Raw genomic sequence first — 15,767 nt, 5'->3', positions numbered from 1 at the left:
GGCTGAACACGGCCTCGCTCGTCGTGGCGGGACGGGGACGGCCAACCACGACGAAGGAACGGAAATCCACGGTGGCTGCGAAGACAGCGTCGCTGTGGGACCGGTTTGCCGCAGCCGACCCGGGGCTCCTGCGTCTGGCCGCCGGGCTGCGTGCCGTCCTCGGCCTCACTCAAACCCTGGCCGCGCTGACGGTACTGAATCAGTCCTCTGCCGTGCTTCTGGCTGGCGGCTTCACGGCGGTGGTCACTTCGTTGGCGATCAGCGACCTGCACCCCCGCAACCAGTTCCGCACTCTGCTCGCCGGGGCGCCCGTGGCCCTTGCCGCCTTGTCAGCCGGGGGCCTGCTCGCGCCTTTCCCCTTCGCGTCCCACCTGGCCTTCCTGCTGCTGATCTTCACCGCGGTCTATACGCGCCGCTTCGGACGACGGGGCCTGGACCTCGGGATCTTCGCCTTCATGGCCTACTTCCTGTCCCAGTTCGCCAGGATCCAGCCCCACCAACTCCCGCAACTGACCGGGGCGTTGGCCATCGCCTTCGCGGCAGCCGCAATCACTCGCTTCTGTCTGATGCCCACGACGTCCTACGGCATCCTGAGGCGCCTGAGGGCGGCATTCAACAGACGGCTTCGTGATGCGCAGCAGGCCATGTCAGATCTACTCGAAGACGGCGGAGCCGGCGTCCGCAGAGTCGAACGACGTCTCGACCGGCTGCACACCTCCGCGCTGCTGCTTCAGGAATTCCTGTACGAGGCTCCCGTCGGGCTGCTCCGCGACACGAAGGCGGAGCTGGAGCGGACGGCACGTGCGGACACGGCCGCGCAGAGCCTCGGCATGCTCGCGATCCGCGCGTCGAAGGATTCGACGGCGTACTCCGTAAACACCATGAGGGAGGCGGAGACGATGGACCCGACGGATCGAACAGAGCGCGACCGTGTGGCACCGCGTCCAGGGGCAGCACAGCCTTCAGGCCCGTGGCGGCACACGACGCGGCAGGCGTTCCAGGTGACCGCCGCGGCCGCGCTCGCCGTACTCGGCGGACATCTTCTCTCCCCGCACCTGTGGTACTGGGCCGTGGCCACGGCGTGGGTCGTCTTCATCAATGCCGAGCACACCGGGGACATCCTGCTGCAGAGCGGCCGGCGGCTGATCGGCACCGTCGTCGGGGTGCCGTTCGGATACGGCCTGGCCGTCCTGGCCGCCGGGCACACCACCTTGGACCTGGCCTTTCTCCTCGCTTGCATCTTCGGGATGTTCTACACCCCCTCCGGCAGCTACTGGGCGGTGACCTTCTTCATCACCGGCTCGCTCAGCATGGTGCTCGCACTGCTGCATACGCTCTCCCCGGAGCTGCTCGCCCTACGCATCCAGGAGACCGTTCTGGGGGCCGGGTGCGGGATTCTGGCAGCTGCGCTGGTCGTCCCCACGAGTGTCCACACGGTCGCCGAAATGCGTCTGACGGAGTTGCTTGCCATTCTCGACCACCTCGCGCACTGCGCGCCGACGGCCGGTGCCCCGAAGCCCGCACCCGATGCACCTGATCTCGATCAGGCGCTGGAAGCCTTCCGCAAGGCCTGCCGCCCTCTGGTGCACCCGCTCAATCCCCGACGCGCCGACCGCGCCCGGGTCCGCCGCGTACTCGAACGCGTGGAAGCCACCTCCTTCCACGCGCGAAGCCTCGTCACCGAGACCGGACGTGCACGAGACGCAGCAGCGTGGCCCGCGCCTCAGCACTCGTCAACAACTCGGCAGGACCGAACGAACCAAGCCATCTTGCCCTCGCGGCCCTGTACTCCCTGCCCATGCACCGCCCGACCTGACAGCTGATAGCAGCCACAACCCGTGCACGTAGCCGTACCTGTCCGGGCATTCGCGTACGGGTTCCCCCGCGCCGCCGCTCAGGATTTTGCGAACCTGTGCGCTTCCTCGCGAGCGGCCGAGAAAATCCGCAGGCAGAAACGGGGCCACGAATACGCCGCCGCGCAGCTCGTCCGGCTCGGCGCGCCCGTCCCGCGGGCCGGCGGCGACCCCGCGCTCTGGCTCCGGGACGCCCTGCTCGCCGTCGGCGCCCAGAACGTGGGGCACTCCGGACCGCACCGCTATGTGTTCCGGCTCGGCAGGAACCGGCGCGAGCGGGAGGGCATCCGGCTCGGGCTCGACCGCCACCCGTACCCGAAGCGCCCCGACCCCGCACGCCCCTGAGCCCTGGGACTCCATCAGCCAACTCCGGCAGAAAGCAGCGCTGTTGATGACCTTCAGCAATGAGCCGACAAAACGTTGGCTTTGTTCGCGAGTTGCGTCGTCAGTTGTTCACGGGTTTGGGAGGCACCCAGATCCACGGTCGGGTGATGTTCACGAGTTTTGACGGCAGTGGGGTCCTTGCCACGGGAGCATCGGGGTGTTCCTGGTGAAAGGCCCTGGTCATGCCGCAGATGTCGAAGGTCGAGCTGTATGCCGCGATACGGCGCGACCACCGCGGCGGCATGACGATGCGGGAGATCGAGCGCAAGTACAATGTGTCGTGGCGGACGGTCCGCAGGGCCGTGGACTCGGTCTGGCCGGAGCCTCGGAAGAAGCTGCCGCCGCGCCCGACTGCGCTGGACCCGTACAAGGCGGTGATCGACGGGATCCTGCGGGCGGACCTGGATGCGCCGCGCAAGCAGCGGCACACGGTCACGCGGCTCTTCCACCGCCTGGTCGAAGAGCACGGCGCCGACGTGTCCTACCAGATGGTGCGGCGCTACGTCGCGGACCGGAAGCCTCGGATCCTGGTGGAGTCTGGCAAGGCCCCGCTGGAAGCGTTCGTGCCCCAGACCCACCAGCCGGGCATGGAGGCCGAGGTCGACTTCGGCGACGTCGGCGTGCGCCTCGCCGGCGAACTGGTCACCTGCTACCTGTTCTCCTTCCGCCTGTCGTACTCGGGCAAGGCCGTCCACCGCGTCTTCGCCTCCTGCGGCCAGGAAGCCTTCTTCGAAGGGCACGTGCACGCCCTGCGGACGCTGGGCGGTGTCCCACGGAGCAAGGTCCGCTACGACAACCTGAAGGCCGCCGTCGCACGCGTGCTGGGCCTGAGCCGGGCCAGGGTGGAGACGGACCGGTGGATCGCCTTCAAATCGCACTTCGGGCTCGAGAGCTTCTACTGCCGGCCCGGCACCGACGGCGCCCACGAGAAGGGCGGGGTCGAGGGGCAGATCGGCTATTTCCGACGCAACCACTTCACCCCAGTGCCCGAGGTCGCCTCATTGTCGGAGCTGAACGAGCTGGTCGAGCAGTGGGACCAGCACGACGGCCGACGCCGGATCGGGTCCCGGCCCCGAACGATCGACGAGTACTTCGAGGTCGAGCGGCCGCTGCTGATGCCGCTGCCCGAGGAGCCGTTCGAGACCGGGCGGGTGTTCACGCCTCGCGTCGACCGCTACAGCCAGATCGCGGTCCGCACCAACCGCTACTCGGTGCCGGTGAGGCTGATCGGCAAGCGGGTCAGGGTGATGCTGCGCGCCTCTCACCTGGTGGTTTACGACAAGAATGTGGAAGTGGCCCGCCATGAGCGGCTGATCGCCAAGGGCAGCTGCCGCCTGGAACTGGACCACTACCTCGAAGCCCTGATCCGCAAGCCAGGCGCCTTCCCCGGCGCGACCGCACTCGAGCAGGCCCGCTCCGCCGGCAAGTTCACCCCTGTCCATGACGCCTGGTGGGCCGCAGCGGTCAAGGCACACGGCGACACCGAGGGCACCCGGGCCTTGATCGAGGTGCTCCTGATGGCCCGGCACATCCCGCACGAGTACCTGGCCGCCGGTCTGGCGACCGCGTTGCGGGCCGGGGCCCTGACCGCGGACGCGGTCGCCCTGGAGGCCCGCAAAGCCGCCCAGACCGAGGATGAACCCGGTCCAGCCACCTCGTCTGCGCTGGCCACCGGGCAGCCGTCGGCGACCGTGACGTTCCTGCACGAGTGGAAGCTGAACCACCTGCCGCCGGACACCAGGCCACTGCCCTCGATGACGCCCTACGACCAGTTGCTCCGACGTCGCGTCAGCGGCGGTGACCACCGAGAGGGAGAAGCACAGTGGCCCTGCCTCGCCAGCGAGGACTGACCGAGCAAGCCGCCACCACCGCCATCGACACCGCCTGCCGTCTGCTGCGTCTGCCGTCGATCCGCAACGAGTTCGCCGACATCGCCGACCGGGCCGCCAAGGACCAGATGACCTACCGCGGCTTCCTCGCCGAGCTGCTGATGGCGGAGTGCGACGACCGGGCCCGCCGACGCTCGGAACGGCGGATCAAGGCGGCCGGGTTCCCGAGGGAGAAGTCACTACGGGCCTTCGACTTCGACGCCAACCCCAACGTCGACGCGGCCACCATCAACACCCTCGCCAGCTGCGAGTGGATCAAGAAGGGACAGCCGCTCTGCCTGATCGGCGACTCCGGCACCGGCAAGTCCCACATGCTCATCGCCCTGGGCACCGAGGCCGCCATGAAGGGCTACCGCGTCCGCTACACGCTCGCCACCAAGCTGGTGAACGAGCTGGTTGAAGCCGCCGACGAGAAGCAGTTGAACAAGACCAACGCCCGCTACGGCCGCGTCGACCTTTTGTGCATCGACGAGCTCGGGTACATGGAACTGGACCGGCACGGCGCCGAGCTGCCGTTCCAGGTTCTGACCGAGCGGGAGGAGAAGAACAGCGTCGCCATCGCCTCAAACGAGTCGTTCGGAGGCTGGACGAAGACCTTCACCGACCCCCGTCTCTGCGCCGCCATCGTCGACCGGCTCACCTTCAACGGCACCATCATCGAGACCGGAACCGACTCCTACCGCCTGGCCAGCACCCGAGCCCGTGCCGAACACGCAGAAGCGGGCTGATCAACCGCTCCACCGCCTGGCCGGCAACCGTTAAATGTCGGCCAGGCCGACATCATCCGAGCGGGACAGGCCCTCCAACCCGGGGACCAGCGTCCAGATGAGCTGCGATGCGCGTAATCGTCCGGGCATTGTCCTGGAACAGATGCGCCTGCATACCCGCCGCCTGAGCAGCCTCAACATTTACTGCGAGATCGTCGATGAACAGACAGCTCTCCGGCCGCACCTCCAGGCTGGCGCATACGGTCTCGAAGGCACGCGGGTCCGGCTTCTCGATGCCGATCTCGTGCGAGTACACGATTTGCTCGACCAGTTCGTCGAAGTGATACAGCGCGGTCTCCCGTTCCCGGGCACCGACGAAGCTGTTGCTTAGAATGCCCAGCCTGCAGCTTCCTCGCAGCCCACGCACGTAAGCGATGAGCTCCTCGTTAGGCGTTCCCAGGTACTCCGCCCAGAGATCAGCCATGAAGGCTTCAACCTGGGGCGCGTCGAGCCCCAAGCGTGCTGCCACCTGCTCGTGAACCTCTCGTTCACTGATACTCCCGACGTTCCCGGCTTGCCACACGTCGCGCAGCCGCTCATGCACAGTACCGAACGGCAACCCCAGCCGCTCTTCCCACCGCTGCACACACCCCGTTTCCGGCGTGATCTCCAGCACGCCACCGATATCGAGAATGACGCAGGTCGCCGTCACTCGAACTCCCCCTCTTCGTCCAGCCCGGCTGGCGAGCGCACACCGCTCGCTCGTGTGATCTACGGAGACACTGTCGCCCTTCCCTCTGGGGCAAGGTCAAGCGATCTTGAAACCTTGTGGCAGCCCTGTCGCGAGCCGCCGACACGACTCGGCTGCATGGGCAGGTGCCTTCAAAACTCGTGACGAACCGCGGAGTCCTCGGCCGGACGACGACGTCAGAACTCGTCAACAAACGCTGTCGCAAGAAGTGATCGAAGCCAAAACGTGGCTTTTTCCACGAGAACGGGCTCTGGTCCACTTCGTGTGGACGTGTGACTCTCGGTGAAGGGTGAGGCCGGCGGTGACGGCGTCGAGGTCGCGCAGGAGGCGCTGAGCAAACTGGCGAAGGCTGGGCAGTTCGGTGGTGGCGCTGGCCGCTTCGATCCATGCAGGGAGTCGGTCGCCTTGCGGTCACGTCCGCTGGAGTGGTGTATCGACGGCCACTCGGTGATCTCTTCTTTGAGGCTATGCGGTGAGTTCGGTCGGGAGGACGGTGTCGTCGGTTTCTGACTCGATCGGGTGGAGGCGGGCCTTGGCCAGGAGGTCGAGTCCCATGTATCGGCGGGCTTCGGTCCACTCGTCGTTCTGCTCGGCCAGCACCGCGCCGACCAGGCGGATCAGGGCGGTGCGGTCGGGGAAGATGCCGACCGCGTCGGTACGGCGGCGGATCTCCTTGTTGAGTCGTTCCTGTGGGTTGATGCCCCTATGGTTCGTCAAGCTGCCTGCGGCTGGCGGACGTGGGCAGGGAGGCCCCGCAGGTGGTTGTAAATTTCGCGGGCGATGTAGCGCTTGAGGCATCGGATGATCTCGCGGCGGCTCTTGCCCTCTTGGACGCGTCGTTCAAGGTAGGCGCGGGTGCGGCTGTCCCAGCGCAGGCGGCTTTGTGTGATGCGGTAGAGGGCGGCGTTGGCTTGGCGGTCACCGCCGCGGTTCAGGCGCCGGCGCTGGGTCTTGCCGGATGACCTTTCGACCGGGCTGACACCGCACAACGCCGCGAAGGATGCTTCGCTGGCCAGCCGTTCGGGGTTGTCACCTGCGGTGATGAGGAGAACGGCCGCGCTGTCGGGCCCGACGCCAGTAACTTCCAGGAGGGCTGGCGTGTGGAGCTGGATGGTGGCGGTGATGCGGCGGGTGAGTTCGCGAACCTCGTCGGTGAGGTGCTGGATGCGGCGGGCCAGGAGCTGCAGGGTGTAGGCCACGGCCTGATGGCGCCAGCGGTGGCAAGGCCCCTATCGGGACAAGGCAGTCCGGTCGCAATGGGAAGCGAACGCACCGTGCCGTGGCCGGCAGATCAATCCATAGGCACGGGTGCCAGTTAGACCACGGGCCAGACCACGACACGGGAGCGTTGCCCGGCAAGCCTCACAGTTCGACCAGATCTGCCGCCAGATCTCCCGCGGGAACGCGGTGAAGGCCAGCACGTCGCCCTGAGCGGCGTCCAAGTGGGCTGCTGCCTTGGGAAATTTGGCCTCCAGAGCATCGAGGACGTGTCGCATCTGGGCCTGGACTGCGTCGGTGTCGGGTTGTTCGAAGACGGTCCGCAGCAGGGTGGCCACCCACGGCTGGGCCGACTTGGGGACCTGGCTGAGCAGTGCGCGGGCGTAGTGGGTGCGGCAGCGCTGCCAGCTCGCGCCGGGCAGGGTGGCGCCGATCGCGTTGACCAGGCCCATGTGGGCGTCGGAGATGACCAGTTGGACGCCGGCCAGGCCACGGGCGATCAGGGAGCGCAGGAAGGCCAGCCAGCCGGCGCCGTCCTCGGCGGTGGCCACGTCCAGGCCGAGGATCTCGCGGTGCCCGTCGGCGTTGACGCCGACCGCGATCAGCGCGTGGACGTTGACGATGCGGCCGCCCTCGCGGACCTTCTGGGTCAGGGCATCGGCCCAGACGAAGGCGTAGGGGCCGGCGTCCAGGGGCCGGTTACGGAATGCGGCGACCTGTTCGTCCAGGTGCTTGGCCATCGCGCTGACCTGCGACTTCGACAGCTGGGTGACGCCCAGGCTCTCGGCGAGCTTCTCGACTCGGCGGGTGGAGACCCCGAGCAGGTAGGCGGTGGCGACTACCGAGATGAGGGCCTGCTCGGCCCGTCGGCGTCGCTCCAGCAGCCAGTGCGGGAAGTAACTGCCGGACCTGAGTTTGGGGATGGCGAGTTCGACGGTGCCCGCGCGGGTGTCCCACTCGCGTGGGCGATATCCGTTGCGGTGGTTGACTCTCTCGTCGCTGACCTGGCCGTATTCGGCGTTGCAGAGGGCGTCCGCCTCGGCGGACATGAGCGCGTCGGCGAACGTCTTGACCATCGCGTGCAGCAGATCGGGACTCGCCGCGGCGAGGTTGTCCTCGGCGAGGACGTGCAGGGGCAGACTGTCGGGTGCGGTCATCGTGCTGGTCTCCTTCGGGCTTCGACACCTCGAAGATCAGCCGGTGACCGTTCAACTATGCGGGCCTCATCCCAACGCCGGAGCAAACCCCCGGATCAGGTCGAACCCGTACACCATCTCCCTGGACGCAACCACCAGCTCAGCGGTTCAGCACAAGCGATCGACCTGACGCTGACGCAGGCCCTGGTCTACGGGCATCGGGTCGCAGCACTCGATACTGGCCTCACCGCCTTCGTGACGCTCCGAGGAGAAGACGTCCAGCGTCTCATGTCGGCCCCCGCGGCCTCCGGAGGGCAGGTCATCCAAGGCGCCAACCCGTTGCCCTAATACTCCACTGTGGCTTCGCGATCTAGACGATCAAGTCCGATGTCTTCAGTGATCGAATGTGACCAGCGACCGTATGATCGGCGCGCCGGTCTTGTGGTTGCGCCAGATCGCGGCGGCCATTGCGAGGATGCGCTGGGCGACGCGGACGGCGACGCCCTCGAGGGTGCGGCCGCCGTGCTGCTCCAGGTCCAACTGGCCCTTCAACGTGTCGTTCACCGACTCGATCAGCTGCCGCACCGACTTGAGCAGTCCCTCGCCCTTGCGCTTCCTCTCCCGCTTGAACGACGGGCGCAACAGGGTGATGCCGCGCAGGGCGAGGTCGTTCTCGAACTCCTTGGAGGCGAAGCCCTTGTCGGAGATGAGCAACAGCCGCGGCCGGTCGGCCACGAGGCCGGCACCGATGTCGAGCATGGCCTGGAGCACCTCGCGCTCGTCGAGTTTCGGGTTGGCCAGGGCCCACAGGATCGGCATCCCGGTCGGCGTGCAGACCAGGTACAGGCGCAGGCCCCAGAAGAACCGCGAGTGGGAGGCGCAGTATCCGTATCCGGCCCACCCGGCAAGGTCCGACCGCTTCACCGTCGGCCGCGACATGCCGCACGGCACCGGCGTGGAGTCGACGATCCAGTGATTGTCGAACCAGAAGTCCGTGTCCGCAGCCAGCATCCGTATCGCCTTCTTGACCAGCGGCAACGCCGCCTTGAGGCGCTTGTTGTACCCGGACTGCTGCGGCAGATACGGAAACATCGAGGACATGTGCGAGTTCGCGTAGCGCAGCCAGCGCGTCTCGGAACCGAAGCCCAGCAGAGCCTGAGCGACCGCGAGCGTGACCAGCTCCGCATCAGTCAACTGCGGTGGCCTGCCCATCCATCGGCCTGTCGCCAGTTCGTCGTCGGTCTTCACGTACAGTGCGGTCAGCAGGGTGTCCAGGTTGTTCGTCACACAACGATCTTGGTCACCCTCTTCACGTTCCTGGACACTCCGGTCCCGCCCGTCGGCGGGCGGCGCGATTGCTGGAGGACCATGCTCCAGGCCGCCGACCTGACCAACGCATAGGCACGTTGTCAGCCGAGGTCAGAGGCCCGGCCGGGGAAGAAGTCGGCGCTTTGGACGTACTCCATCGCCTTGGTGAACTCCGGGTCGCCGAGGCGGCGTTCCATCTCCTGCGGACTCAGATCCTCCACGCGGGTCTGGATCCAGTACAGGTTGCCCAGCGGATCACGCACCCGCCCGACCCGGTCACCGAAGAACAGATGGGTGACCTCGGTGACCGAGGTGCCGCCAGCCGCAACGGCCTGACGGTGCACGGCGTCGGCGTCCTCGACGTAGAGGCGGAGGAAGCCGGGGGTCGGCGGCCACTCCGGCCGTGCGTCGAACAACATCACCACCGAGTCGCCGATTCGTACCTCCGCATGCTCGACGCTTCCGTCCTCACCGGTGAGACAAGCGAGCTCCTCCGCGTCGAAGGCCCTCTTCATGTAGGCGATGAGCTGCACCGTGTCGCGAGAGATGATCCACGGCGTCACGGTGGTGTAGCCCTGGGGAACCGGCTTGACGGACATCTGACTGCCTCCTGGAGCGCGAACCACAACTTGGTGAAGACGCTAACCCCGATATAGGTCAGTTTCTGTCCTATGCGGGCGCCAATGGCATCGTGACCAAGGCGCGCTGAGGCGGAACCCTGCGAGACGGGTCAGCCAGACATAGGACTTGATCGTCTAGGTGTCCGAGTGGCTGGTGAGCCGTCGTCGGTGGTGGGCGCGTCTGGCCTGTGCCTGGTGGAGCCTGCGCCAGATTGACCAGGCCAGAAGGTGGTACTGCGGTGTGGCCGGTGGTCTGAAAGAGCGTGCCTGGCGGACCTCGTCACGCACCCCGTCGGCGTCCCAGCGTGCGCTTCGCAGCAGCCTCTGTATCGCGCCGGGGCGGGCCTGGCCAGCGTCTTCGGCCAGCTGCATGCAGTTCTTGCGTTCGAACGCCGGACAGCAGTCCGAGGATGAACGCCCGTGCCGTCGCCCGCAGTTCCACTCGGCGAAACCGGCCCGCGATGCGGGCCATGGCCTGGCCGAACATCGCCTGCCAGCGGGCCGCGTCCATGCTGTGACCCGTGGCCATCGCACGATCTTCAGGAGTCCACACAACCCCTGATGACCACGCGTTGGCCGTTCTCATACTCACCCAGGCCCAGCGCAAAATCGCGAGGCCGACCGAATGGGCATGGCGCGCTCTCGCCTGAGGCAGCTGATCCACCTGTCAATCCCTTTGCGGGACCGAGCAGGTTGCCTCTAGCGTGCAAGCGCATAGGAACCGTGCGCCAGGGCAGCGCGCCACACGAATGAGGAGCAACCGCCGTGGGAACCATGGTCTCGGTCAGGGGCTGGCTGGAGTGTGACGACGAACAGCTGGCCCAGATCAAGGAGATCGTGGAAGCAGACGATCCGGAGCGCACCTACAGTGGGGGCTGGGCCTTCCCCGCTCGGCAGTACAACGGCGTCAGGTGGGCCTTCTACGGGGGCTACATCCGCGCGGTGTCCCTCGACTGGTTCGAGGAGAGGTTGCGTCAGATCGCCCAGATCCCGGCTTCCTACCAGGATGACGAGTACGACGAGAGGCCCCGGGGGCTGTTTCTGGTCAGCCACGACGTCGACGGCATGAGCGAGTGGAGGGTCCACAGCGGCGGCCTGGTGATCGGCCTCCCGGATGGGAATTACCACTACCTCGACGCCTAGCTAGATCACGAGGTCGCACTGGAGTACCACCCAGCAATCCACAGGAATTGACAATTGCTCCAGGTCGGCTGCCGCCCGGCCTGGCGCGGAGCGGATAGCCGTGGCTCATGACGCAGCTCAACCGCAGACGCGACGCAGCCATCAATCGAGATTGAATTGGCAGGTCGAGCTCTCACGAAGCGCAGCCTGACCCAGCGGAGGGCGTGCTGCGCGTCGGCGGGAGCTTTGCGCCACAGCGCAAAGCCAGCCGTCCGGACGCCGAATCCGGCCCCCCGGAACACCGCCGGCGCTGTCACAGGCCGTCGATTACGTGACCGCCGTGATGGTGGGCACCGAAGAAACCCGGCTGGTCGTCCTGCGCGGCAACAGCGCCTCGGGCAAGTCGTCCGTCGCGGCCGGCCTGCGCGAGCGGTTCGGCCGCGGCCTGGCCGTGATCGCTCAGGACAACCTCCGCCGCATCGTGCTCCGCGAACGGGACCGGCCCGGCACCGCCAACAAGCTGTCACCCCAACCTGCATCAGACCCACCACCGCGGCCCGGCCCATGGCTACTACCTGGACGTCCCGTTCGGAGAAACCCTCACCCGGCACGCCACCAAGCCTATCGCGGACGACGTCAGCGAGACGCAGCTGCGCGACTGGTACCGGTCACGCGATCTCCTGCCCGGCGGCGCCGAGACCGTCATCGGCGCCGACAGCGCTCTGCATGAGACCGTCGACCGCATCATGCGCGACACCGGCCTGGCCCACCAGCCCGCCGCGGACCGTTGACCGGAGCACTGCTGTGACGCACAGACCAAGCCCCGCACCCCATCCAAAATGTGCGATCCAATGTGCGAATCATTGATCGATCCAATGAGTGCTTGGAGTAGGGTGCTGATGGAGGTGAGCTCTGTGCCCACTGAGTACGAGCTGCTCAACAATGTCGATGCGCTGCTGAATCGGGTCGACCAGAACGACCTGCCGCCGCCCGCGGAACGCCGGCGTCTGCGTGAGGCCGCCGGTCTGACGCAGACCGATATTGCGAAGGTGCTCGGCACACGTCGGGAGGCGGTGGCGAACTGGGAGTCCGGGAAGAACGAACCGCGGCCGCCGCAGCGCACCGCGTACGCCCGGCTGCTCGAAGGCCTCACCGCGCGCTTCCCCGCCCCCGCCACCGAGGCGGCCCCCGACCCTGCGGTGCCGGATACGCTCACCGCCACCTCCGCTCCGGAAACCCCGTCCGCGGCGGCGCCGGCCGCTGCCAAGCCGCCCGCCCACCCGCCGACGAGCTTCACCAGGCCGACGTCGACGTCGCGGCGGCCGGCCGCGAAGAAGGCGGTGAAGAAGACCGCCGCCTCGGCGGCGGCCGTCGTCGACCCGCGCTTCGAAAACGGCCCGCTCGCCGTCGTCGACTGGGAGGGCGGGCAGGTGTCGGCGTACTGCGTCGGCGGCCTGGTCCTGGACGTGCCCGCCAAGTCGCTGCCCGCGCTGGTCGACTGGACCATCACCGAAGCTCGCCTCGGTCAGACTCGCCTGCACCGCAACGGCCGCGACGCCGACCCGATCCTGGTCCTCACCCCGGCCGCGCTGGAGCGCTACGGACTGCCCGCCGTGCTGTCGGACGAGGAACGACGCGCGGGCCGGCTCAAGGACAGCCACAAGGTGGTCAAGCAGATCCAGCGGGCCGAAATCCAGCTCACCCAGCGCGGACTGGGCCCGTGGGCACGCGTCTTCCGCGACCCGGAGGGCTCCCGGCGGCGCTGCGTGCAGCTGTGCATCCCGTCGTGGAACGCGCTGGACGCCCGGGAGTGGGACAAGAAGGACGACCCGCAGCTGCCGGGCATGCACCCGGCCGACCTCGCCCGCTATCTCGGCACGTACGCGCAGCGGGTGATGACGCCGCGCGGCACCACGTCGACGACCGGCCTGGAGCTCATGACCGCGCTGCGCCCGCCGACCCGCGCGGAGAAGAACGAGACCACCGGCGAGTTCGAGCGGGCGCTCAACGCGGACGCCCTGACGGCGGTGTACGAGGTCGTGGAGTGCGAGGTCCCGGACGAGCACCCGATCCTGAAGGGGAAGTTCGAGCGCCACCACCTGCGGACCCCGGCAGAGATGCTGATGGAGGAGCCCTACGACTGGTGCCGGCCGCTGACCGATGACGAGTGCATGCTGCCGTACCTGGTCGCCATCGACGTCAACATGGCGTTCGCGGCGGCCACCAACGGCCTCACCGTCGGCCTGGGTGCCCCCACCCACCTGACCGGCAACCCCGCCTTCGACCCGAAAGTGCCCGGCTCGTGGCTGGTCGACCTATCCCACGTCAACCTGTCCCGCGTGCAGACCGGCGGGCGCACCCTGGACGCCGACCGGCTGCCCTCGCCGTTCACGCCGAAGGGCGACCGCCCGACCGGCCCGGCCTGGTACGCCACCCCAACCGTCGCCTACGCGCAGGAGCTCGGGTTCGAGGTCGCGCCGATCGAGGCGTACGTACGTCTGGAGTCCGGCCGCTACCTGGACCCCTGGTACGACCGGCTGCGCAATGCCTACGTGGCCACGATGGCCGATCTCGGTGTCACCACGAAGATGGGCGGCCAGGAGTTCCTGGACGCGATGGCGGTGCACAAGCAGGTCGACCCGACGATGGCGCTGCTGCTGAACGCGATCAAGTCCACGGCGAAGGGTGGCATCGGCAAACTGCGGCAGCGCAGCCGGGGCCAGGTGCCGTACTACGAGCCGTGGCCGGCCCTCGCGCGGGAGACCTGGCGCCCCGACATCCGGGCCGCCGTGCTGGCCACCGTCCGGATCGGGATGCACCGCAAGATCCTCAAGACCGCTGCCGCGACCGGCCGTCACCCCGTCGCGATCGGCACGGACTGCATCGTCTACCCCTCACCCGGGCCGTCCCCGCTGGACGTCCTGCCGTACACGGACGAGGGCAAGCCGGTACCGGGCACGTTCCGGCTCGGCGTCTCGCCGGGCATGGTCAAGCACCAGGGCACCCAGACCGTGCTGTGGGCGGAAGCTCAGTTCGAAGAGGCGGGCGCCGTGTTCAACCTCGCCAACCTCATCAAGACCGACCCGGCCTCCGGGGAAGGGGAGTAGCCGACGATGGCCGACTCGATCGGGGACAGCCTGGACGCCGCGCTGGAAGGGGCGTTCACCCGCCGCATCCCGCAGAGCGCCCAGGCGCAGATGAAGTACCTGGTCAAGCAACTCAAGGGCACCAAGGCCGCCGCGGATACCCTCGGGATCTCCCAGCGCACCGTGGAGCGGTACGTCGCGGGCAAGTTCAAGCGGCCCCGCCGGGACCTGCGTGACCGCATAGAGCGTGAGGTCAAGAAGCGGTGGCAGCCCCAGATCCGGGCGAAGGCGAAGAAGCGGGCCGCGTCCACGGCCGGCCTGGTCGTCTCCACCCGCGCCCGGTTCGGGTTCACCGCCGCGCCGGGCACGACCGACGACGCCCGCATCCGCGACATCACCCAGGCCCTGCCGCCGGAGTTCGCGGACCGCCTGTTCACCGCCCGCGAGCAGGGCGCCACCGAGCAGCAGCTCCAGCAGATCGCGGCCGACGGCCTCGCACGGATGTACTTCCGCGCCAACAACACCCGGGCCGCGGGCCTTGGCGTGGAGTTCACCGATGTGGAGCACATCCAGATCGAGCTGTAGTCGAGACAACGACTCGTCCCCGGCATTGCAGCTGTGATCGAGCGCTCGTTTTGACGAATGAGCGCTTGAGCTGACGGCGTTCCTCGGTAAAGTGTGTGTGAGGCGATCATCTGCGGGATGGGCCGGTTCATCACCAGAGTCGTAACTGTGCGGGAGATACCGGTTCGAGCCCGGTCCGTGGACTTTCGGTCCACCAGTAGCTCAATGGCAGAGCGCCCGCTCCTAACGAATGGCCTCTCGGCCCGCACGCAGTTCGTCGGGGGTCATCCCCAACGGGCGGTAATACGTGGTGGCGTGCCCCAGCAGCCGTTGCAGGGCACGCTCCTGGCCCGGACGGGGTTTGCTGTTCTCGTCCGCCACCGTCCTGCGCGGCGTCATGCTGTTGAAGCGCCTCCGTCTGTGCCGCGAACCGTTCCGATAGTCAAGGGCGATGACTTGAGCCTATTGCTCCCGCGTGAGCAGCCGCCCGATCCGTGCGTTGATCTCGCCGGCCGACTCCTTCGTCACCGCAAGCGTGGCCATGACCTCAGGCCAGTGGAGGTCCGGCAGCGCACCGATCCTCGCGTACGTGAAGGGTCGTCCGACCAGCGCTTCCCAGCGCGTCTTCGCCGCATGAGGAAGGTCTCTCCATACTTGGATCAGCTTGTCGTCGACCTTGCCGGCACCATGCATGATGGTGTTCCGCAGCTTTACGCAGAACTTCATGAGATGGTCTGCGGTCGTCTCCGCTTCACGGAACCTGACCGTCTTCGCCAAGAGCGGCACAGCCCACCACTCAGGCGACTGCTTCTGTTGCCCGATGAGGCTCGGGAAACGCTTGCACTCGATCACCGTGCCGACGCACAACTCGATGTGTAGGGCCACGACTTGCGGTATGGCCAAGAACGCCATGTCTTCCGTCGCCGTCCTGAAGATCCGTTTCGCGTCTGTCGCCGTCACGTCCAGCCGCTCGGCCTGCGCCACCCCGGCGAGTACTGCGCCCGCTGTGTCACCCGGGTACGCAGACCGGGCCACGGGCCTTGACCTCTGATCCTGGACACGCGAGACGCTGGGTCCTGAGGATCTGAGAACGGATATCTTGTGGTCATGAAGAACTATCCGCGGCAGT

Annotated in this window: 12 protein-coding genes and 5 pseudogenes; 8 read left to right on the top strand and 9 right to left on the bottom strand. The window is 67.5% G+C overall.

Features of this window, described 5'->3' with window-relative positions:
- The first annotated feature begins 71 nt into the window (after positions 1 to 71).
- From ACZ4UV_RS50140 to istB, 4 genes are all read left to right on the top strand, one after another.
- The gene (locus ACZ4UV_RS50140) at positions 72 to 1,823 is read left to right on the top strand and encodes an FUSC family protein (protein ID WP_467849252.1); all 1,752 of its coding nucleotides are present in this window, start codon (positions 72 to 74) and stop codon (positions 1,821 to 1,823) included.
- Positions 1,824 to 1,838: 15 nt separating this feature from the next.
- Positions 1,839 to 2,198 carry a hypothetical protein gene (locus tag ACZ4UV_RS50135; protein ID WP_451021193.1) on the top strand — a complete coding sequence of 120 codons (360 nt, stop codon included), beginning with the start codon at positions 1,839 to 1,841 and terminating at the stop codon, positions 2,196 to 2,198.
- Positions 2,199 to 2,428: 230 nt separating this feature from the next.
- A complete protein-coding gene (gene istA, locus ACZ4UV_RS50130) occupies positions 2,429 to 4,087 on the top strand; it encodes an IS21 family transposase (protein ID WP_467849445.1) in 1,659 nt (552 codons plus the stop codon).
- Positions 4,060 to 4,854, top strand: a complete 795-nt coding sequence (istB, locus tag ACZ4UV_RS50125) for an IS21-like element helper ATPase IstB (protein ID WP_451021191.1) — start codon at positions 4,060 to 4,062, stop codon at positions 4,852 to 4,854. Before istA ends, istB begins: the two co-directional genes overlap by 28 nt.
- A gap of 52 nt (positions 4,855 to 4,906) precedes the next feature.
- On the opposite strand, the gene ACZ4UV_RS50120 is transcribed toward istB, so the two are convergent.
- The 7 genes and pseudogenes from ACZ4UV_RS50120 to ACZ4UV_RS50090 all read right to left on the bottom strand — a co-directional run.
- Positions 4,907 to 5,545, bottom strand: coding sequence for an HAD family hydrolase (locus tag ACZ4UV_RS50120; RefSeq protein ID WP_451021190.1), 639 nt, complete (start codon positions 5,543 to 5,545; stop codon positions 4,907 to 4,909).
- Between the two features lie 504 nt (positions 5,546 to 6,049).
- Positions 6,050 to 6,280, bottom strand: a pseudogene (locus tag ACZ4UV_RS50115) (transposase); the annotation flags it as partial.
- Between the two features lie 17 nt (positions 6,281 to 6,297).
- Positions 6,298 to 6,786: pseudogene (locus ACZ4UV_RS50110) on the bottom strand (transposase); the annotation flags it as partial.
- 165 nt (positions 6,787 to 6,951) lie between these two features.
- A pseudogene (locus ACZ4UV_RS50105) lies at positions 6,952 to 7,959 on the bottom strand (IS256 family transposase); the annotation flags it as partial.
- A gap of 372 nt (positions 7,960 to 8,331) precedes the next feature.
- Positions 8,332 to 9,225 (bottom strand): IS982 family transposase, encoded by an 894-nt coding sequence (locus ACZ4UV_RS50100; RefSeq protein WP_467849235.1) that lies wholly within the window; start codon positions 9,223 to 9,225, stop codon positions 8,332 to 8,334.
- Positions 9,226 to 9,347: 122 nt separating this feature from the next.
- On the bottom strand, positions 9,348 to 9,845 hold the full coding sequence (locus ACZ4UV_RS50095; protein ID WP_109001234.1) for a VOC family protein: 498 nt from the start codon (positions 9,843 to 9,845) through the stop codon (positions 9,348 to 9,350).
- A gap of 291 nt (positions 9,846 to 10,136) precedes the next feature.
- A pseudogene (locus ACZ4UV_RS50090) lies at positions 10,137 to 10,338 on the bottom strand (transposase); the annotation flags it as partial.
- Positions 10,339 to 10,640: 302 nt separating this feature from the next.
- Between ACZ4UV_RS50090 and ACZ4UV_RS50085 the strand changes: the two are divergent.
- The 4 genes and pseudogenes from ACZ4UV_RS50085 (at position 10,641) to tpg (ending at position 14,659) form a co-directional block, all read left to right on the top strand.
- Positions 10,641 to 11,009: a hypothetical protein gene (locus tag ACZ4UV_RS50085; protein WP_467849440.1), complete on the top strand. Its 369-nt coding sequence runs from the start codon at positions 10,641 to 10,643 to the stop codon at positions 11,007 to 11,009.
- A gap of 322 nt (positions 11,010 to 11,331) precedes the next feature.
- Positions 11,332 to 11,779: pseudogene (locus ACZ4UV_RS50080) on the top strand (P-loop NTPase family protein).
- Between the two features lie 123 nt (positions 11,780 to 11,902).
- Positions 11,903 to 14,095, top strand: coding sequence for a telomere-associated protein Tap (tap, locus tag ACZ4UV_RS50075; RefSeq protein ID WP_467849224.1), 2,193 nt, complete (start codon positions 11,903 to 11,905; stop codon positions 14,093 to 14,095).
- 6 nt (positions 14,096 to 14,101) lie between these two features.
- Positions 14,102 to 14,659 carry a telomere-protecting terminal protein Tpg gene (gene tpg / locus ACZ4UV_RS50070; RefSeq protein ID WP_467849220.1) on the top strand — a complete coding sequence of 186 codons (558 nt, stop codon included), beginning with the start codon at positions 14,102 to 14,104 and terminating at the stop codon, positions 14,657 to 14,659.
- 222 nt (positions 14,660 to 14,881) lie between these two features.
- On the opposite strand, the gene ACZ4UV_RS50065 is transcribed toward tpg, so the two are convergent.
- Both ACZ4UV_RS50065 and ACZ4UV_RS50060 read right to left on the bottom strand, forming a co-directional pair.
- Positions 14,882 to 15,037, bottom strand: coding sequence for a hypothetical protein (locus ACZ4UV_RS50065; protein WP_467849213.1), 156 nt, complete (start codon positions 15,035 to 15,037; stop codon positions 14,882 to 14,884).
- A gap of 63 nt (positions 15,038 to 15,100) precedes the next feature.
- On the bottom strand, positions 15,101 to 15,767 hold a 667-nt coding region (locus ACZ4UV_RS50060), incomplete at its 5' end, for a hypothetical protein (protein WP_467849207.1).

The sequence above is a fragment of the Streptomyces sp. NPDC028289 genome (assembly GCF_055565975.1).
This window is presented reverse-complemented; position numbering and strand designations above follow the sequence as displayed.